Raw genomic sequence first — 19,896 nt, forward strand, 5'->3', positions numbered from 1 at the left:
TCGTAAAAAGCCGGATTACTGACAGTAATCCGGCTTTGCATTTTTATAACATTAAGTAGCAGGCTAGACCGTTTATAGCTTGGCTGCAGCATTAGCAATAACTTGCTTGCGCTCTTGCTCTTTTCTGCGCTCAAACTTACGCTTTTCTTCTAACGCTACTTGTTCTTCATCATAAACATCGTAGGCTTCTACAATTTTCTGTACCAATTGATGACGTACCACATCTTTTGAATCAAACTTGGTGATATGAATTTCTTCAATACCACTTAAGATTTCCATTGCTTGTGCTAAGCCTGACTTATGACCACGTGGCAAATCGACCTGTGTAATATCACCTGTAATTACTGCTCGTGAACCGAAACCCAAACGGGTCAAAAACATTTTCATCTGTTCAGGCGTGGTGTTTTGCGCTTCATCTAAGATGACAAACGAGTTGTTTAACGTACGACCGCGCATATAGGCAAGGGGTGCGATTTCGATGACTTGTTTTTCAATCAGCTTGCCCACTTTTTCAACGCCGATCATCTCATATAGCGCATCATATAATGGACGCAAGTAGGGATCGATTTTTTGCGTCAAGTCACCTGGCAGAAAGCCCAGTTTTTCACCAGCTTCTACCGCCGGACGCACCAATAAAATCCGCTCAATCTCATTACGCTCAAGCATATCCACGGCGCAAGCCACGGCTAAATAGGTCTTACCCGTACCAGCAGGACCAATACCGAATGAGACATCAGAGTTCAGTACGTTTTGGACGTAGGTCTGCTGATTGCCACCGCGAGGAATGATACGACCTTTACGCGTGCGTAAGCTAACTGGCGTAAACTCGTGAGCTGATTCTAAGTCCGCCTCAGCGTCTGCATTATCCTTGGCTTCTTGCTCATCCGCTTCCATATCTTCATCACGAGAAATGCTCGATTGGATAATAAGATGTAGCTCCGCTGCACTAATGTCCTTGGTATTCTGTGCCTCATCTACCAGTTTATAAATAATACGTTCACCGCGCTCGACATTCGATATGTCGCCACTCAAACAGAAGTCGCCTTGACGCTGCATGATTTTGATATCGAGGCGTTGTTGGATATATTTCATGTGGTTGTTGTATTCACCAAGCACGGTTTTGAGCTGTGCTGGTGTCAATGATTCAAACTTTATACGGCGGCTCATGGAATCAGTCAAGCGATTATCCTTTTATTATGTACCCAACGCTATGATTTGGTTTTGATGGCATTGCGGGTTTAAGAGATAAAATGGTCGGTCGTTATGGTCTTGGCTTTACGTTATAGAGATAGAAATGACGGTAGAATTATTATTCGTTTTAGGAGTGATGATAAGTAACGGTCTTGCCTTTATTATGGTCGATAGATTTTAAATTTCAAGCCATACGTCGAACAGATGACACTGTTTTTGTACGACGATTGCAACCGCTTTTCGACATTGATATTTTTATGTCTACTTTTGAGCGGGTTACAGTATTGCAAATAACGTTTAGAGCGTGACGAAATCAAGCGTTTCAGTTATAAGTTTTGGCTACTGTTAAGGCGACAGAGTGATGAGTGATTTGTGGTAATCTATGGGGGATATCATAGTGCTTTATCGCTGAGTTTAAAATATGAATAAAATGATGAAGGCTGATGAAGGTTAGGGCGTATTACGTATTCGACTAAGGCTATGCCGATGTGTGAATGTTAAATATTCCCTATAAAATTAAGATAATTCTAGCGATTATTCATCGCTTATAGTGCGTGCGCCCAACAGCGTAAAATAGACATAAAAATTAGGAATAATAATGCAAAATACTGATGTGAATTTATCGAATGCTAAAAAAAAGTTTGAACATAAAAAGGCAGCTACTGAGCAGCAAGTCCTCATCGCTGGTGGTGGTCATGTGGGATTGTCCTTTGCACTGTTACTAGCGCATCACGGTATTGCTAGCATGTTATTAGAAAAAAATAGCTACCCAACCATCAGTCCAAATGAGGACAGCAATCGTAGCCATTATTTAGACAGCCGCAATACAGCACTGTCACGTCGTACGGTACAGATCTATCAAGAAATTGGTTTATGGGATGAGTTGCAAAGTCATGCTTGTCGTATCGATGCGGTGCAGATTAGTGAGCAAGGCAGCTTTGGGCGTGCACAATTAAACAAAGCTGAAGAGCGGGTCGAGTCATTTGGACAAGTGATGGAAAATGCGTGGCTCGGACGTAAGCTTTTATTAGCTGCGCAACAAGAGCCATTAATCACTTTGATTGATAATGCCAATGTCATCGCCGTGACACAACAAGCGGATGGGGTGACGCTCAGCTTTAACTATTATGGTGAAGAGGAACATGAGCAGCAATTGCAAGCCAGCGTGTTGGTTGCTTGTGATGGTCGCGATTCGACGGTACGCCAATTATTAAATATTGGCACGACGATTTATGATTATCAGCAAACCGCTATCGTCGGTGTGGTAGAAACTGACAAGCCACACGCACATGTGGCGATTGAGCGTTTTAGTCCAGCAGGGCCACTAGCGGTGTTGCCACTGACCGATCCAGACGGCGATGGAAATGACGACTATCAAAATGGCTATAGACGCTCAGTAGTTTGGGTATGTCCAAAAGGGGAAGAAAATAAATACTTAGCAGACGATGCCCATTTCTTAGCGACATTGCAGCAAGCCTTTGGTGAGCGTGCGGGCACGTTTGTCGCTGCTGGTCGCCGCGGCGCTTATCCATTGACACGCGTGCTGGCAGACAAGCAAGTAGAGGGTCGCTGTGTCATCATGGGTAATGCCGCCCACACTTTGCATCCTGTCGCTGGTCAAGGTTTTAACCTCTGTATGCGCGATGCCCATGTGCTGGCACAAATGATGAGCGCGCAAGTGCTAAAAGGCGAAGACATCGGCGATACGCAACTGTTAAAACGCTATGAGAAAGCACGTCTAAGCGATCAAAAACGTGTTATCCGGTTCTGTGATGCCGTGGTACATGGTTTTACCCATCCTAACCCAGTCATCAAGTTGGCGCGAAATGTGGCCTTGGTTGCCTTTGATAAACTGCCAAATATTAAGCCACTAGTCGCTAACTACGCGATGGGGTTAAAGTCCTAGTTTGCCATATCACGGTATATTAACGGTTTAGACCAATGTTCTATACGATTGCACTTAACTGTAGGAATAACTTATGAAGAATAATCATACGCTGATTATCGGTAGCGGTATTGTTGGGGCAACGCTTGCTTTAAAGTTGGCGCAAGCAAAAATGCCCGTGACGTTAATTGATGCTCGCCCTGCACGTGATGACTCAGAATGGCAACAGATGCTTGGCAAGCGGGATGCGCGCGTTTATGCCTTGAGTCTTGCCAGTATTAATTTACTTAAAGACGTGGGCGTATGGCAAAAGATAGCAGCATCAGAGCGCAAAGCCGATTATTCGCAAATGCAGGTGTGGCAACTAAACGGTATGGGTGAGCTATTGTTTGGTGACAGTGTTGATAATCATCCTAACAGTCATTTACCGCAAATGCTCGGTAGCATGGTCGAGCCTGCCGTCATTGAGCATGCGTTATGGCAATGCCTGTATGAAGATGATGTCAGTGACTATCTAACCATTATCGCGGGACAAAAAGTCACAAACATGGATTGGCTAGGTGCAGAGCAAGGCTACCGTGTGACTTTAGACGATCATACTGCTATCGATGCGATGCTGCTGGTTGGTGCCGATGGTCGTGGCTCATTTGTGCGCCAGCAAGCGGCGATTGGGCTAGATACACTTGATTATAAGCAAACCGCTATTTGCTGTGCGATTTACACCGAAAAACCGCATCAAGCGACTGCGCGCCAAGCGATGCTGCCCACAGGTACGCTGGCACTATTGCCGCTCGCTGATATTACTGATGCAGATAAAGCCAACCCACAACATTGGCAGTCGATCGTGTGGACATTGCCGCGCAATCAAGCATTGGCGTTGATAGAGGAGGACGCGCGCGTCATTGCTGATAAATTGGCTGCTGCCAGTAACTATGAGCTAGGTGCTATCACTCAGATTGAGTCAATTGCTAGCTTTCCACTGACCGCGCAACAAGCGAAAAGCTACGTCGCGGATAACTTAGTCTTGATCGGTGATGCAGCGCATGGCGTCCATCCACTGGCGGGTCAAGGTTGAATTTAGGCATGCTCGATGTGCAGGCCTTAAGCGAGCAATTGGCACATGATTTTGAACGTAGTGGTGGAACCAGTTGGGGCAGCAATCAAACGTTGCGTAGCTACGAGCGTTTGCGTCGTCCGCATAATAGTATAATGATGCATAGCTTTTCCGCGCTTAATTGGCTATTCGCAGGGTCGCTTGCACAATCGCGTCCTATTCAACAACTTCGCAATAACGGTATGTATCGCGTTGGCAAAATTAAGCCACTAATGAGACTGTTTGCTAAGCAGGCGAGTGGGGTTTAAGGATAGCTTTAACTTACGGAAGCTTAAAATATGAATGCTAAATTATGGACAATAGTGCCAATCATGATAGGTGTGTTAGCTCTGACAGGTTGTCAAACAGATGATTTTTCTAAGCAAACAAGTCAAACTATCAATATGCCAACGGTTGTGGTTAATTTGGATAGCGACGGCTATGGTGTGCCTGATGAGTTAGATCAATGTCCAAATACAAAAATGAAAGGTAATGTAGTAGTGGATGACAGGGGCTGTCACCTCATTATGGGACCCGATATGAATTTAAAAATGGAATATCGCGCCTTTTTTGCTAAAGGTAGTAGTGAACTAATACCTAAATATAAAGTTGAACTGGATAAAGTAGCGGCAAGAATGAAAGAGTATGATACCGCTATCTTTAAAATAGAAGCGCATGCTTCAGAGGATGAAATCAATAAAGAATTAAGCTCATTACCTAAAAATAGAGCGCTGATGATCAAAAACTATCTTTTATTAAAGCATGGCATAGCCTCTAGTCGATTAATGGCCTTAAATTGTGAGGCTAGAGCGCCTATCGCACCCAATGATATGGATGAGGGGAGGTCTTTTAATCGTCGGGTCTATGGTTTATTAACTGAACCTGATAATGAGTATCCTATCAATTTAAAAAACGGCATCTGCGTTAAATTTTAAATCAAATTTTTATCAACTATTGACCATTCGTTCAATCCAAATACTCCAAAGGCAAACCTCATGCTTATCCCTAAATACTGGGCGCAACACAAACAGCGCTTTGAATCGCTAGAAACGTCTAGTAACCCTTCCAAGCAAGCCACTATCAAACGTTACGGTTGGTCGGATGTCAGCCAAATGGAAGCGCTATCCCATGCTAAAGCGCGAGTAGATGACGCCCATGAGCGATGGCTAGCAGGTGAAGATATCTTACGTCGTGAGCGCAAGGAAGAGTATAACGAAGGCAATAGCATTCCTATTCGTGAAAAGATTATTTATGAGCATGATTTTCCAGAAAATGAATTATCTAATAATAGTGCAGCAGTAACGAAGCTCATTGTCACGCGCAACAGCTACGGTGCCCAAGTGGCTAACGTCGATAATATTGCCATTATCGATGTCGATAATGATGATTTATTGCGTCATATCTATCCTGATGATTATAACCATCATGCTTTATGCCTGCCTTTCTCGTTAATCAAAGCAATCCCGCCAGCAAAATTAAAATTTGGTTTTTTGTTGTTGTTTTTATACTCATCGCCAGTGTTATCGCTTGGTTGGGGTTGTCATGGTTATGGCTGTTAGTAGTTATGTTTGTTGCCACTGCTTATTTGTGGCAACAAGCCAGTGCCAGAGACAAGACCCGAGCGCAAAAATATGCCGATGACGCCGCCTCGTTACTGCCCTATATGACGGATTTGATCAAAAAACGTATTGTTAATCATCCTACCGAATGCTTTCGTTTATATCAAACACCTGCAGGCTTTCGTATTATTGCGACTCACGATGTTGTATCGCCAAGTGATAACGTGGTAGAAGATTGGTTTGCATATTTCCATGCGGATACCAATTATGTCCGTCTGTGTCAGGTGCAACAGTGCTTTCGAGCGCGGATTACTGCCAAGCCGTGGCGTATGAGTGAAGTTGAAAATAAGAAGTTGGCTAAAGATATCCCTGCTAAGGACTTTTGGTTTGGCTCCGAGAACACAGATATAGATAGTAGCATTGAGCAACGTCAAGATGAGTTAAAAGCGCGCAAACAATGGGTGGCTGATTATGATAAGTATGCCAAAAACTATCGAGCATGCCATTATGTCGAAAGTATGGTTGGTAAAGAGGTTGCTAGGGAAAGTGGCAGTGGAGCACCTTCTCATATTGATGAGTTTATCCAGTGGCATGATAAGGCGTGTCAGGTGGAAAAAAATCTAGAGATGGCTTAGGTTATACTTTTCTTAATTAATTTTTTACGAATGCTAAAGTAGTATTTAATTGTATAGAGGAAGGCTACTGATGGGACTTTATAGCGTTTTATTATTAATAGTATCTATTGCTTTAGCTGGTTGTCAAACTAATACAACTGCGCCGTCTAAAAAGCTACCTAAAGATGAAAATATCAGGATGATGCAAGCAGAGATTGATTCAGATGGCGATGGTGTGCTTGATGCTATAGACGAATGCCCTGAAACGCGACCCAATGTAGTAATCGATGCTAAAGGCTGTGAAATAATAATTGAGGGAGGCGAGGCACTTGAAATGGAGTTCAATGGGTTTTTCTCGCAAATGAGCAGTCAGCTATCTGATATCTATGATGCAGTATTTGTGAAAATAGCAGAAAGTCTTAATAATCACTCAAAAGCCAATGTTTTTATTTTCGGTCATGCAGCGACAAGTGAAATAGATAAAGATGCTTTAGCGACTTTTGGTTTCGATTCTTTATCACGCAATCGCGCGCTAATTATTAAGAATAATTTAGTGTTGTAATATAATATCGATGCTGAGCGTATTCGTACTTATGAGTGCTCAAATAAGATTATAGTTACAGATACAGCGTTTATAGATCCAAGTTTTGAAAAGCTCAATCTTAAAAATATTGAGGAAAAACAACGCCGCGCAACTTTAATGGCGAGTAGTGAAGTTCATGATTTGATGAATCTTGAATATGATTCTGATATGCAAAAATATGGTGAATATGCCAAGCACTGTGAACTGTTCGAATAATAACGACTGATTTTCTTCAACCGTTAAAAATCATTCTTACCCCAACGCCGAAAACACCACCATCAGCACTGGCGAGACAATATTAATAATAAAGCCAAAACTAATCGCCAATGGCACAACTTTAAGACCGCCAGATTGCTGAATAATTGGTAAGGTAAAATCTAAGCTCGTCGCGCCGCCAAGCCCGACTGCTGCTGATGGATATTTACGCATAAACACGGGAATAAATATCAATGCAAAGAACTCACGCACCAAGTCATTAAATAGCGCGACACTGCCCCAAACCGCGCCATAAGCATCGGTCATGACGATTGCTGATAGCGAGTACCAACCAAACCCTGACGCCAGTGCCAAGCCTTTGGTCCACGATACCTCACTGAACATCAGCGCAAATATCAAGCCACCAATCAATACAGCTAGTGTAAAGATGACACTCATCTCAACGCCGCGCTTGTTCAGCAGCACTTCTTTTAACGTAATACCTGAGCCTTTTAAACCAATGCCGACCAACAAAATTAATATCATCAGCATCACCGTCATGGTATTTTCAGGCGGCATATAATTGTCTGGTAAGAAATAACCAATCACCATACCAATGACCACACAAACGACTTGAGCGAGGCTACCACGGATACTCACGCGATGTTCTTTAGATTTTACGCTGGGTTTTTTGGCATGCCATGGACGCAGTCGGTCAAATAACATCAGGGCAAATAAACCACTGCCAATTGTCAAAATCGATAGTATGGTCACATACAGCGCAATTTCGCCTATCTGACTGCCAAGTCCTTCAACTTGTGACAGCTCAATACCAATCAGCGCTAAGATGATAAATACCAGATAAGATAAGCCTTTATCTGCAAGCTTTGTCATGGTTGGATGAGAAGGAATGGCAAAGCCAATAAACATTGGCATTAATACCAGAACAAGGGTAACTAGCTTTGCATGGTGATTGGCTCGCGGCATTTTCAAAGGCGTTTTTAAGAAGCTGGAAATTGTATCACATGAAACGATCAATGCTGACATGAGCGGCTAAGATTCCGTGTAAAAGCCGACTGTTTAACGACCAACTATTGAGCGTTAAGATAAAATCGTGAATCACTAAGCCGTAAGTCAGGATTTCATTCATGATAATTTGACTGCTAACAACGCTTAAGTATTTACCTGACCAACTTTTGTTGCTACATTAATAGACTTACTATATTTGGCTTGCCTCATGTCGCTATATCAGCTCAAGTCTCAGTTTCAAGATCAGCTGCGCCCAATAAGTGATGCGTTGGTCGAGCAAAAGGTGACAGCAAATCAAGTGACGGTGTCAGCCGTATTACTGAGCCTTGGTACGGCCTATATGATTGCCAAACCCGCAACTGAGCAGCAGGCATTATGGTTGCTGTTACCTTCATCACTGTTCGTGCGTATGGCGCTCAATGCTATCGATGGCATGATGGCGCGTGAGCATGGGCAAGCCTCAAGGTTTGGGGCAGTGCTGAATGAAGTGGGTGATATCGTGGCTGATACGGCGCTTATCGCAAGTTTAGCTCCGCATGTTGCTAATGGTAACTTACAAACGTCGGCAGTCAAATTACCAAACCATATATCAATCCATCAGCGTCATATTAGCGGTCTGATTGCGCTTAGTATAAGCACCGAGTTACTAGGTATCACCAGTAATACGATGTTAGACATTAGAGCAAACCAAGGGCCTTTAGGCAAAAGCGATCGTGCTTTTTTACTAGGTTTGCTTGGCGCTTTCATGGCGACTAAAATGCCGATCATGCTATCGCATATCAAAGCGGGTCCACTATTGATGCTGACAGAGGCGCTGCTACTAAAAACCTGCTTGAATCGCCTGCGTTATATGGCAGATTTATACTTGATACGTAAACCACCCGCGCTTCGTTCAAATTACTCAGAAACTCTTGAGTTAATACCAGAGTCATCGCATAAATCAGTTTTTCTTCTTGGTTGCCAAGAGAATGTTGGTCAACCCAATACGCTATTTTTCGATGCTGTTTCATCAAATTATTCTTTATTAAGCTATCCTCTATCAAATTTTTCTTCATTAAATGCCCCCTTATCAAATTCTGCTATTAAAACTTCCTTTTTGGAGCCTAAGATAATGCCGACCACCCCTCTCAATAATCATGAAAAAGTGGAGCAGGTTAGCGATACACTCAATTTATCGTCTTCCAAATTGATAAGCGGTGAAAATTGCTACAATGCTTACGATGGCACGGCGATTTATTATCGCTATTGGCTGACGATGCCTTTAGAAGGTATCAAACAAACCAGTCAGCCTCTGCGTCAAGTCATTTTATTACATCGTGGTCACGAGCATTCGGGACGACTAGCAGAACTTGGGCAACAGTTTGCGGCAGCAGGCTATCAAGTATTCGCTTGGGATGCGCGTGGTAATGGGCGCTCAGGTGGTATCAAGGATCATGCCGAAAGTGTTACCGAGCTTGAGCGCGATTTAGATGGTTTTGTGCAATTGGTTATCGGGCAAACGGGCATTGCTATCGAGGATACCTTAATCGTCGCCAGTAGTATCGGTGCAGTACTCGCCGCAGCATGGGTACATGATTACGCACCCAACATTCGCGGGATGATATTGGGTACACCAGCGTTGAGTATTCGCTTGTATATGCCATTTGCGATACCATCGCTAAAGGTAGCTCGCGCGCTTGGACTGATGTCACGCGTGAGCAGTTACGTCAAAGCGCAAGTATTGACTCATGATAAAGACGCACAGCAAGCTTATAATGCCGACCCGCTGATATCTAATAGCATTTCAACTGATCTGCTTATCGATACTCATGCAACCGGTCAACGCTTGCTCGATGATGCTAGCGCTATTACTGTACCGACGTTTATATTATGTGCAGGTAAAGATTACGTGGTCGATAAACAGGCAGAGCGCGATTTTTATGAGGCGATTAATACGACCAATAAACGCTGGCAGTTATATCCAGATAGCTATCATGCAATCTTCCATGAGACCAATAAGGCAGACGTCTTTGCAGATTGTATCGAGTTCGCTGAGCAGGTATTCAGTACGGATGTTAAGGTGCCTGATTTAAGCGCGGCTCATCTTAATAGTGCCAGTAAAGATAAGGTTGACCGTTTAGCGATTAAACCCTTTAACCCAAGCTTTGCCATTACTCGATTTGCCATGCAAAAATTTGGTCATGTCAGCGACGCGATTGCCACAGGACTGGAGCATGGGTTTGATTCGGGGCACTCGCTCGATCACGTCTACTATAATCAGCCGAGTGGTCAAAATAAATTTGGTCAAGCAGTCGATAAGTTTTACTTGAGCAATATTGGTTGGCAAGGGATTCGTATTCGCCGTGAGCATATATTGGAGCTGGCACGTGAAGCTCTGGCAGATATTGAAGACAAAAACCAGAGCAGTACTAAACCATACCAACCAAAAATACTCGATATTGCCAGTGGGCATGGCTTTTATGCCTTTGATTTACTGACAGAGTTTACTAACTTGCACGCTGAGCTACGCGATTATGAGCAGCATAATATCCAAGCATTACAGGCAAAGGCAGAGCAGTTAGAGATTGCTGATCGTGTCCTTACTTGTCAAAAAGATGCATTTGACCCCGCCAGTTATGTTGATGAGCAGAAAGAGACTGGCAGTACCGATGAAACAAAATTTGATATCGCTATTGCCTCTGGTGTTTTTGAGTTGTTTTCTGATAATACGCTACCCGCGACGGCATTGGCAGGTATTTATGACAGTTTAAAAGCTGATGGTTATTTACTTTATACCAATCAGCCGTGGCATCCTGAGCAGGAATTTATCAGTAAAACCTTAAACAATCATCGCGGTAGCAGTTGGGTGATGCGCTGTCGCTCGCAAGCAGAAATGGATCAATTGGTTGAAAATGCTGGCTTTAAAAAAGTCGCCATGCGTATCGATCGCTTTGGTATCTTTACCGTGTCGCTAGCGATCAAAACAGCATCAACCAATCATGAATAATACTCATGCCAAACCTTATGAGCGCGTCCAGCTTTTCTCCGGAGGTGGCTCGCGTTTTGGTTATTATTTGGGCAGTTATGCGGCATTGGTTGCCCATGATTTGACGCCAGATATCATCGTCGGCACTTGCGGTGGTAGTCTGTCGGCTTATTTGGTCAATTTAGCGCCTGATCCCAAGGATTTGCAGGAGCTCATGTGCAGCCGTGAGTTGTATCGTGTCATTACGGCAATCAGACATGTTGCGCCAGACGAAGCCAATAGGCGATTAAAGATACGTTATATGACTCAGGCGCTTAAACGTTGGCGCTTGTCACGGCAGCGGTCTAACCGCCAAAAACAGCAGCAAGCAGATAACTATGAGCGACTATTAGATGAGTTGCAGCAGTTAGCGATGTTTCGGATAGATAACGAGGGGCAATGGCTCGATGAATTGTCTCATTTTTCTCCCAAGCAGAATAATAATTCGTTTAATACCGCCGTGCCAGAGATAGCCATTATCGCTAGCCGACTGTATCAAGCACCCAATCAACCCAGCAATCAAACGCCTACTGCTGATAGTTCTGTTTACGATGAGTTTAAACTACAAGAGTTATTATTTGCGCCACCGTGTTTGGCAGTATCAGAGCATTTTGATGAAATACTTAACGCACCTGCGCATACGTTTGCCGATAGGCGTATTCATCAGTCAGTAAATATCGTAAAGCAGTGGGAATTCAATCCAGCGGTTCGTGCTTCTATGGCAGATATGTATTATCTACCGCCCATGCATATTGTAACGCTCGGCTGGTGTTTGGGTGGCGTTATTAATCTCACTCCTATTGAGCTAGCATGTCAACTGGGACAGACGGTATTTGCAGAGACCAAGGCAGGTTATGATTCTTATCTTGCTGCACCTGCGATTCAGCGCGTTTTTGGTTTTGACCCAAATGAGCGCTTGGCACAAGTGCATGGTTATCAGCCAATGGAAACGTCATCACTTATGAAGTCAGAAAGAAATAGCCATCAATTGCATTGGTTACCTTTTGCAGATAATGGTCAGCAGTTGGCAAGACAGCATGTACAAAAGCGTTTTAACATAAAACAACTGACTGTTGAGCTCATTCACAGTGACTATGATGGCTTTGTGCAGCAAATGCAGGCGCAATGGCAATATGGCTATCAGCGTACGACTGACTATATACAGCAGCATGGTCTATGAAAAATCTTATAAAGTCGACTTCAGCTCATAAGCCGTCGCATCTTATCGTTTTCGGCGGTACGAGTGGACTTGGCTTGGCGTTGGCGCTGCATCATCAGGTGCTTGGCTGGCAAGTGAGCGTGGTTGGTCATAGCGTAGAGAAGATAGCCATATCAATAGTCAGCATCCTGACATTGTTACTTACTGCTGTGATTTAACCGATAGCGCGCAAACACAAACGTTGGTAGATAACTTGTCAGATATTAGTTTTCAAAGAGTAATTTATAGCGCGGGTAGTTACACCAATGAGCGTATTCATCATTTGAGTCAAGCTGACAGCGATAAAATGCTAGCGATTAATCTGCAAGCGTTCGAGCAGGTTTTTAGGTGGGCAAGTGAGCAGATGAAGCGTCAAAGTCAGTTATTGGATATGGACAAAAATTCTAGACTGAGCATAATCTGTATCGCTTCTATCGCCGGTACCATGGAGTATCCTTATGCCAGTCTTTATGCCAAAAGCAAACGCGCCATGATTGCGACTGCCAGCGCTTATCGAGCGGCACTTGCGCCGTATCATATTCAAGTCAACTGCATCGCCTCAGGTTATATCGATACTCAAGCATTACGCGATTTGAATGACGGCGATGCCAGTCATAAGCCATTCGTCATCAGTACGCAAACGGCGGTGAAGCATGTTATGCAAGCCATTGATAAAAATATTGAGCTGGCAGTATTTCCGCGCTCCACGCGTTATATTACTCGGGCGCTCAATCATTTGCCTAAGCCTGTGCTTAACTGGATATTACGCAGTAGATTGGATAAAACGACTTGATAATAGCTTACCCAAGCAGCCAATAAAACAAGGCAAATAGCGGCACGCCAATGAGCAAGCTATCTACTCTGTCTAATACGCCGCCATGTCCGGCGAGCATCGTACCCGTGTCTTTCACCCCATGCTGACGTTTAAAGGCGGACTCTAATAAATCTCCAGCGATACCACTGACCGCTAAGCCGTAAGCGGCTAATAAGCAAATCCACCAGTTAAAAGGCGTGAGCCAAATGCCTAATAGCGTTGCCAATATCGCTGCTAGCATACTGCCGAAAAGAGCGCCTTCGATACTTTTATTCGGGCTAATAATTGGGGCAAGACCACGCTTAAACAACTTGTGACCAAGCAATCGTCCACATAAATACTGGGCAATATCATTAAATTGACTGGCGAATAACACAAAAAACAAAACGCCATACTGCTCGCGCTGCCAGATTAATTGTTGTAAGGCAATGAGACTGATAATCAGTGTGATAAAAGCAAAGCTAAAGACTAAGTCTAACCGATTTAGACGCGTATAAGCTTGAGTAGAATGGGAAGAGGTTTGGCTAAAAGGCAATATCTTGGGTTGTAAACCGCGCGCTTGCAGTTTCTCAATCAGCACAGCTTTGCTTTGCAGACACCATAAGCGTTTGATCTCATAGCCGCCACGCAGACCAATTAAAACGAAAAAGGCGATGAGCAGCCACTGGTAGGGGTAGTTAGGAGGCTGTGAGGGGTGGCTATTATCCGTTACCTTAGCGATAACATAACAAAGGCAAAGCGCCGCTAACATGAGCCACCATGAGCGCGCGATTAAATAGATTTTCGGTAAGCGCTGACGTAAGCGAGGTAGGGCAAGTATCGCCCAAACCGAACTGACGACTAATATTAGAACGATCACAAATCGTAAATCAGAAGCCATGTTTTTAGCACTTTGAGGTCAATAGAAAACGGTGGATTACCGTTTTTCATGGCTAAAGTGGTAGCCTCCAATTGCTGTTAGATGTTAGCAACTGTATTTACCACTCTAGCCTCTGTGTCATCGATTATAGCTGAAGCAGCCAATCAATGCCACCCTCTCTGCTGCCTGTTTTGTCAGCTTCTCTCAACTTCGATAAGGCGCAATCACACTGGTCCGAGGTGTGGATGCCAAATGCGGATAGTCTTGACGATAGTGACCACCGCGACTCTCATAACGCTGATAAGCTGACTGAATAACCAATGTGGCTAATTGTAATTGTCGTGCTAATTGAAAGTATCTCAAGCTGGCAAGGGTAGTTTTATCGCTCTTACTACTGATAGTGGTTGAATGAGACTTGGGGCATCTAAGCTGCTGCTGCCAATTTTCTATTTGTAGCAATGCTTGTGCTAATTGCCCAGCGCTACGAGTGATACCCATATGAGCAGTCATTAAAACTTTTAATTCTGTGACTATTTTGCCAGCATAATCATGGGTAACGATATCAGTGTCATCACAATGAGATAAATTAAATAGAATGGTAGGAGAACAAGGAAGCTTAATAGCTTGAATATCTTTAAGCGTTGGTGCTGTCCAAATGGCAGTTGCTAATAAATCTGAGTGATCATAACTGGTAACGTGATTTAGATTTTCTAATGCTTCTAAATATCGCGGTAAGTCAGCAGCGATATTGCGCCCAACGACTACACATTCTAAAAGTGAATTACTTGCTAAGCGGTTAGCCCCATGCAAACCTGTATAGGCAACTTCGCCAGCTGCATAAAGCCCTGCTACATCGGTTACACCATTGGCGTCAGTAACCACGCCACCGCAACTATAATGCGCAGTCGGGGCAACGGGGATAGGTTCCCTAGTCATATCAATGCCGAGGTTGAATAATGTTTGATAAATCTGTGGGAAGTGTTCTCGTAAAAATTGATCTGGTAAATGACTGACATCTAAATGTACGTAGCCAAGTCCGTTATTACTGATCTGCTCAGCGATGGCGCGAGCGACGATATCGCGTGGTGCCAATTCTGCCCGTTCATCAATTTCCAACATAAAGCGCGCACCGGTTTGTGGACAGGTCAGATGCCCCCCTTCACCGCGTAAGGCTTCAGATATTAAAAAACTGCTGTCTGCCACTGCTAAGCCCGTCGGATGAAATTGGATAAATTCTAAATTTGCTAATCGGCAGCCTGCTTGCCAGGCCATCATCACACCATCGCCGACACAGACGTTGGGTGCACTGGCACGCTTAAATAATTGACCCATGCCACCACTAGCCAGTACGACTGCGCGACTATAAAAAGTCAGTTGTCGTTGATTATTATGATCAAAAACTTGCGCCCCTTGGCATTGCTTATTTGTATTGGCACTGTCTGTTAAAAGGCTCAGCGCTTCATGATAAGGTAAAATAGTGATATTGGCAGCGTTTTTCGCCTTTATAGTCAAGGCTTCCATTATGTGTCGACCAGTCGCATCATCCGCATGTGCGACCCGCCTGCAACCATGCCCGCCTTCTTTGGTTAAATGTAAGTCGGCAGTTTGTAGTTCAGTCTGTAGCTCGGTGAAAGGTTTTGTATTATCTTCTTGCGGTATTTGGGTAAAAGGCACACCTTGCTCACACAGCCATTGCACTGCCTGTTGCCCGGCACTTAAAATGCTGCTGGTATTATTAGCATTGCATAACCCTGCGCCAGCGATTAGGGTATCAGTGATATGGTCAGCGACAGAGTCCTCTTTATCCAAACTTGCCGCGATGCCACCTTGGGCATAATGACTGGAGCAAATCTCTAAGGCGGCTTTGCTCAATATGGTAATGTTTAACGATTTTGGTAATGCTAGAGCTGTGCTTAAGCCTGCTAATCCCGCGCCAATGATAAGTACGTCAGTTTGTACCATAGCAGCAGGGCTATCGAGACCTAATGATTCCGCTGTCAATGCCGCGCTCATATTAGGCAGCCCCGACATTGGCAAACAGCTCGCGGTCTTTGACAATATCGCCGCTCGCTGTCACACGTTGCTTCTGCGTTTCGGCAAAATCAAGCATGCGTTGCAAGGGTTTTCTAGCCGCGACTGCCAGCTCAGGCGTCATCAAACTTCACCGCTGCGCTGCGTCAAGCACTGTTCAATACCTTTTAGACCATTCATTGCCATCCATGGGCAAAACGCGCAACTCTTACAACTGGCGCTTTCACCTGCAGTAGGTGCAGCCAAAAAACGCTTATTTGGCGAGCGCTTTTGCATTTCGTGCAAAATACCCAAATCGGTGGCGACAATAAAGGTATCGGCATCCATCTCATGAGTCGATTGCAACAGCTTACTGGTCGAGCCGACCACATCGGCGAGCGCCACCACGCTATCAGGGGATTCAGGATGCACCAACACTTTGGCGTTTGGATGCTCCTCTTTTAATTGCATCAGCTCGGTCGCTTTAAACTCATTATGTACGAGGCACGAGCCTTGCCAAAGCAGCATATCTGTGCCAGTCTCAGCAGCAATATATTTACCTAAATGGCGATCAGGACCCCAGATGATTTTTTCACCATTGGTATGCAAATGGCGAATGATATCGATGCCAACCGATGACGTCACCACCCAGTCGGCACGGGCTTTGACGGCGGCGCTGGTATTGGCGTAAACGACAACCGTACGCTCAGGGTGAGCATCACAAAATGCGGAGAACTCGTCAGCAGGGCAGCCCAAATCAAGCGAACACTCGGCTTCTAGGTCTGGCATCAGTACTGTCTTCTCCATACTTAAAATTTTTGCTGACTCGCCCATAAATCGGACGCCAGCGACCACTAAGGTCTGGGCGCTATGCGCTTGCCCAAAGCGTGCCATCTCCAGCGAATCACCCACGCAACCGCCCGTTGCCAATGCCAAATCCTGAATAAAGGGGTCGACATAATAATGGGCGACCAATACTGCATTATGCGCTTTTAATAGCTGTTTAATGTTTTCCTCGACCATAAGACGTTCAGCACGCGGCAAGTCTGCTGGCATTTTAGCTTTGGCATATTCAATATTCATTTGAGTGGCAATACGATTGTCATTACTCATGATGGGCGCGTCGTAAGGATAAGTTTTCATAGATGCAAACCTTTTAGGCAGTAACGACAAGCGATATGCCGCTAAAAATAAGTCAATTAATATCGCTGGCTAATCAGATGTTTTAATTATGCTCATTTTGAGCATAAATACAAGTATTTTTTATACATTTATGATTTGTACATTTATGATTTATAAAGACTCATTTTATATAATTACAACCACGAACTATGATAATCGTTGATTCAAGCTATACTGAGCAAATGGTCAACAGCTGAGCAGTTGAGCTTTATTTAATAATTAAAATAAAAGGTAATCACTAAAGTCATGACGTTGTCTTATTCACACGCGCATCAGCAAGGTAGTGGCACTACAGAAGTCGTGGCCGTGCTAGTCGCCATTACTGAGCATACCGCTCGGGTCTTAACCGTTGATCAAGGAAAGCTGTTACCCAATGGTCCATTGATGCCGTTGCATCGCTCATTGCAAGCGGGTGTGCGCCAATGGGTTGAGGAGCAAACACAGCAACCACTTGGTTATTTGGAGCAGCTATACACCTTTGTCGATACCAATAGGCGCAACGTTGATGGTCATGCACTGGTCTACGTGAGCTATTTGGGATTGGTGCAAGAGACACAAACGCAGCAGTTACAAAGCCAAGCATTGTGGCGCGATTGGTATGATTACTTTCCTTGGGAAAATCATTTGGATGGCATACCTAGCATCATTATGAATAATATTGTGCCAGCATTATTGAGCTGGGCAGATAGCGCTAAAGATTCAGGCATTCAGCAGCGCCGCCGTCAGCGTATTGGTCTATGTTGGGGTGTAAGTGAAGCGCTCTTAGTGGGTGATATGCCCACAAGTGAAAATGCGGATAATGAATACACAGCCTATGAGCATTATGAAAATAGAGAGTGGGTCGCTGAGCATGTGTTACTGCGCTATGAGATGCTGTATGAAGCGGGACTGATACCGGAAGCACCAAACTATCCACCCAGCTATTCAATGAATCATCAAAGCATTCATCAACCTAGCCATAAATCGAGCCATAAATCGAGCCATAAATCGAGCCATAAATCGAGCCATAAATCGAGCCATCAGAATAAGCTACCTGAAAACTGGTCACAGCTCATTGGGGTGCCGATGTATTATGATCATCGCCGAGTGATTGCGACGGCTATTTCACGGCTGCGTGCCAAAATTGAATACCGACCGCTTATTTTTGGCTTGATGCCAGATGTATTTACCTTGTCACAATTACAACAAAGCGTAGAAGCGCTCTCAGGAGTGCGCTTGCACAAGCAAAATTTTCGTCGTTTGCTAGATTCACAAAAACTTGTGATGGAAACAGGACAGAGTAGTAGCGCCCAACGTGGTCGCCCTGCCAAGCTTTATCGATTTCGTCATGATATTGAACTACAAAGCTTATTGATGGATAGTAAGTTGCCTAAGCGTAAATAGGAGTCGATAGACTACCTTGCTATCTTTATTTTGATGATTATAAAACCCTGTCGGCTGCACAAAATGATGACGGTTCCTTGCGAGGCTGTTAACTTTACGATATATTTATGCTCATTTTGAGTTTAATTGCATCAGCATATATGAACGCCACGTTTATTTAAGGGTTAAAGATGATAGTTAAAAAAGAACCAGCATTGGATGATGTATTGCTTAGACCTTTGGTTGAAGCTGCGCTAACTGAGGATTTGGGCAGACGCGGAGATGTCACATCACAAGCCACCATTCCAGCCGATATGCAAGCAAAGCTAGAGATTAAAGCGCGGCAAGCAGGCGTGATATGTGGTATGGATTTGGCACGTTTATCGTTTGCGATGGTTGATCCTCAGATTGAGTTTGTGGCTCAAGTTGCTGATGGTGAATGGGTCGACGCGGGTACAGTCTTGGCTAGTGTGGGTGGTAATGCGCGCCATTTACTGACAGCAGAACGTACCGCGCTCAATTTTATGACCCACTTGAGTGGTATTGCGACAGATACCAGAAAAATTGTAGATAGTGTGGCAGAGTATCCTGCGCAAATTACTTGTACACGTAAGACCATTCCAGGCTTGCGCATTGTACAAAAGTACGCGGTACGCTGCGGCGGCGGACGCAACCATCGTTTGGGACTGGATGATGCTATTTTAATCAAAGACAATCATATTGCCATCGCTGGTGATATAAAGACTGCGATTAAACAAGCCCAAGATTTTGCTGGGCATTTAATTCCCATCGAAGTAGAAGTCGATACTTTAGCGCAATTAGCGCAGGCACTAGACGCTGGCGTGAGCTTGGTGCTATTAGATAATATGTCCCCTGAAATACTAGCGCAGGCAGTAACGATGTGTAAAGGTCGCGCGAGAACAGAAGCTTCAGGTGGTATTACTCCTGAAACGGTACAAGCATCAGCAAAAACGGGTGTTGATTTTATTGCCATGGGTTATTTGACGCACAGTACCACAGCATTAGATATCGGTCTTGATTTTAGCGCATAATTTTCAATATGGCTGTCTTTACATACCTGTTTTAGCGATTAAGCTTTATGAGGTTATTTACCCGCAAATGGTGGCTGATAGGTCAATGTTTAGCCTCTATTTTCGTTGATAGTCTGCTGCCAGAAAGGTAAGCAAAGTTAATGATTTAATTAGCTTATCTGCCTATGATACAATATAAGCTACAAAGTTATTGTTAACCATCTATTGGGTCATCGTTGCACTTGCACGATGACCTTATCTTTTTGCCCGATTTGACTAATAGACAA

15 protein-coding genes and 2 pseudogenes are annotated in these 19,896 nt (G+C 44.2%); 12 read left to right on the plus strand and 5 right to left on the minus strand.

The window, feature by feature from the left end:
- Positions 1 to 72: 72 nt before the first annotated feature.
- A complete protein-coding gene (locus TT12_RS01755) occupies positions 73 to 1,167 on the minus strand; it encodes a PhoH family protein (protein ID WP_045451672.1) in 1,095 nt (364 codons plus the stop codon).
- Between the two features lie 622 nt (positions 1,168 to 1,789).
- Here TT12_RS01755 and TT12_RS01760 point away from each other — a divergent pair.
- The 6 genes and pseudogenes from TT12_RS01760 (at position 1,790) to TT12_RS01785 (ending at position 6,904) form a co-directional block, all read left to right on the plus strand.
- Positions 1,790 to 3,097 carry an FAD-dependent monooxygenase gene (locus TT12_RS01760; RefSeq protein WP_227678915.1) on the plus strand — a complete coding sequence of 436 codons (1,308 nt, stop codon included), beginning with the start codon at positions 1,790 to 1,792 and terminating at the stop codon, positions 3,095 to 3,097.
- A gap of 73 nt (positions 3,098 to 3,170) precedes the next feature.
- Positions 3,171 to 4,438 (plus strand): annotated as a pseudogene (locus tag TT12_RS01765) (FAD-dependent monooxygenase).
- 30 nt (positions 4,439 to 4,468) lie between these two features.
- Entirely contained in the window at positions 4,469 to 5,104 is a 636-nt protein-coding gene (locus TT12_RS01770; RefSeq protein WP_045451675.1) for an OmpA family protein, read from the plus strand.
- Between the two features lie 60 nt (positions 5,105 to 5,164).
- The gene (locus TT12_RS01775; RefSeq protein WP_045451677.1) at positions 5,165 to 5,728 is read left to right on the plus strand and encodes a hypothetical protein; all 564 of its coding nucleotides are present in this window, start codon (positions 5,165 to 5,167) and stop codon (positions 5,726 to 5,728) included.
- 5 nt (positions 5,729 to 5,733) lie between these two features.
- Positions 5,734 to 6,363, plus strand: coding sequence for a hypothetical protein (locus tag TT12_RS01780; RefSeq protein WP_045451679.1), 630 nt, complete (start codon positions 5,734 to 5,736; stop codon positions 6,361 to 6,363).
- A 70-nt stretch (positions 6,364 to 6,433) separates the two neighbouring features.
- The gene (locus tag TT12_RS01785) at positions 6,434 to 6,904 is read left to right on the plus strand and encodes an OmpA family protein (protein ID WP_045451956.1); all 471 of its coding nucleotides are present in this window, start codon (positions 6,434 to 6,436) and stop codon (positions 6,902 to 6,904) included.
- Positions 6,905 to 7,177: 273 nt separating this feature from the next.
- On the opposite strand, the gene TT12_RS01790 is transcribed toward TT12_RS01785, so the two are convergent.
- The gene (locus TT12_RS01790; RefSeq protein WP_045451682.1) at positions 7,178 to 8,107 is read right to left on the minus strand and encodes a LysO family transporter; all 930 of its coding nucleotides are present in this window, start codon (positions 8,105 to 8,107) and stop codon (positions 7,178 to 7,180) included.
- A gap of 250 nt (positions 8,108 to 8,357) precedes the next feature.
- Between TT12_RS01790 and TT12_RS15120 the strand changes: the two genes are divergently transcribed.
- Genes TT12_RS15120 through TT12_RS15125 form a run of 4 tightly spaced genes read left to right on the plus strand, consistent with a single transcriptional unit; the run spans position 8,358 to position 13,144 of the window.
- The gene (locus TT12_RS15120; RefSeq protein ID WP_201605360.1) at positions 8,358 to 11,135 is read left to right on the plus strand and encodes an alpha/beta fold hydrolase; all 2,778 of its coding nucleotides are present in this window, start codon (positions 8,358 to 8,360) and stop codon (positions 11,133 to 11,135) included.
- Positions 11,128 to 12,333, plus strand: a complete 1,206-nt coding sequence (locus TT12_RS01800) for a patatin-like phospholipase family protein (RefSeq protein WP_045451685.1) — start codon at positions 11,128 to 11,130, stop codon at positions 12,331 to 12,333. Before TT12_RS15120 ends, TT12_RS01800 begins: the two co-directional genes overlap by 8 nt.
- Complete coding sequence (locus TT12_RS01805; protein ID WP_045451688.1) at positions 12,330 to 12,530, plus strand: hypothetical protein; 201 nt, start codon at positions 12,330 to 12,332, stop codon at positions 12,528 to 12,530. The genes TT12_RS01800 and TT12_RS01805 overlap by 4 nt, the downstream gene beginning before the upstream one ends.
- On the plus strand, positions 12,506 to 13,144 hold the full coding sequence (locus TT12_RS15125; protein ID WP_243443288.1) for an SDR family NAD(P)-dependent oxidoreductase: 639 nt from the start codon (positions 12,506 to 12,508) through the stop codon (positions 13,142 to 13,144). Before TT12_RS01805 ends, TT12_RS15125 begins: the two co-directional genes overlap by 25 nt.
- A gap of 7 nt (positions 13,145 to 13,151) precedes the next feature.
- On the opposite strand, the gene TT12_RS15130 is transcribed toward TT12_RS15125, so the two are convergent.
- From TT12_RS15130 to nadA, 3 genes and pseudogenes are all read right to left on the minus strand, one after another.
- Positions 13,152 to 14,045, minus strand: coding sequence for a phosphatidate cytidylyltransferase (locus TT12_RS15130; RefSeq protein WP_201605358.1), 894 nt, complete (start codon positions 14,043 to 14,045; stop codon positions 13,152 to 13,154).
- A 183-nt stretch (positions 14,046 to 14,228) separates the two neighbouring features.
- Positions 14,229 to 16,037 carry an L-aspartate oxidase gene (gene nadB, locus TT12_RS01820; protein ID WP_045451692.1) on the minus strand — a complete coding sequence of 603 codons (1,809 nt, stop codon included), beginning with the start codon at positions 16,035 to 16,037 and terminating at the stop codon, positions 14,229 to 14,231.
- A gap of 1 nt (position 16,038) precedes the next feature.
- Positions 16,039 to 17,177, minus strand: a pseudogene (gene nadA / locus TT12_RS01825) (quinolinate synthase NadA).
- Between the two features lie 285 nt (positions 17,178 to 17,462).
- Here nadA and TT12_RS16075 point away from each other — a divergent pair.
- Both TT12_RS16075 and nadC read left to right on the plus strand, forming a co-directional pair.
- Entirely contained in the window at positions 17,463 to 18,599 is a 1,137-nt protein-coding gene (locus tag TT12_RS16075) for an NUDIX hydrolase (protein ID WP_045451694.1), read from the plus strand.
- 170 nt (positions 18,600 to 18,769) lie between these two features.
- Positions 18,770 to 19,630 (plus strand): carboxylating nicotinate-nucleotide diphosphorylase, encoded by an 861-nt coding sequence (gene nadC, locus TT12_RS01835; RefSeq protein WP_045451696.1) that lies wholly within the window; start codon positions 18,770 to 18,772, stop codon positions 19,628 to 19,630.
- Positions 19,631 to 19,896 lie beyond the last annotated feature (266 nt).

This window comes from Psychrobacter sp. JCM 18903 (assembly GCF_000586475.1).
Classification (GTDB): domain Bacteria; phylum Pseudomonadota; class Gammaproteobacteria; order Pseudomonadales; family Moraxellaceae; genus Psychrobacter.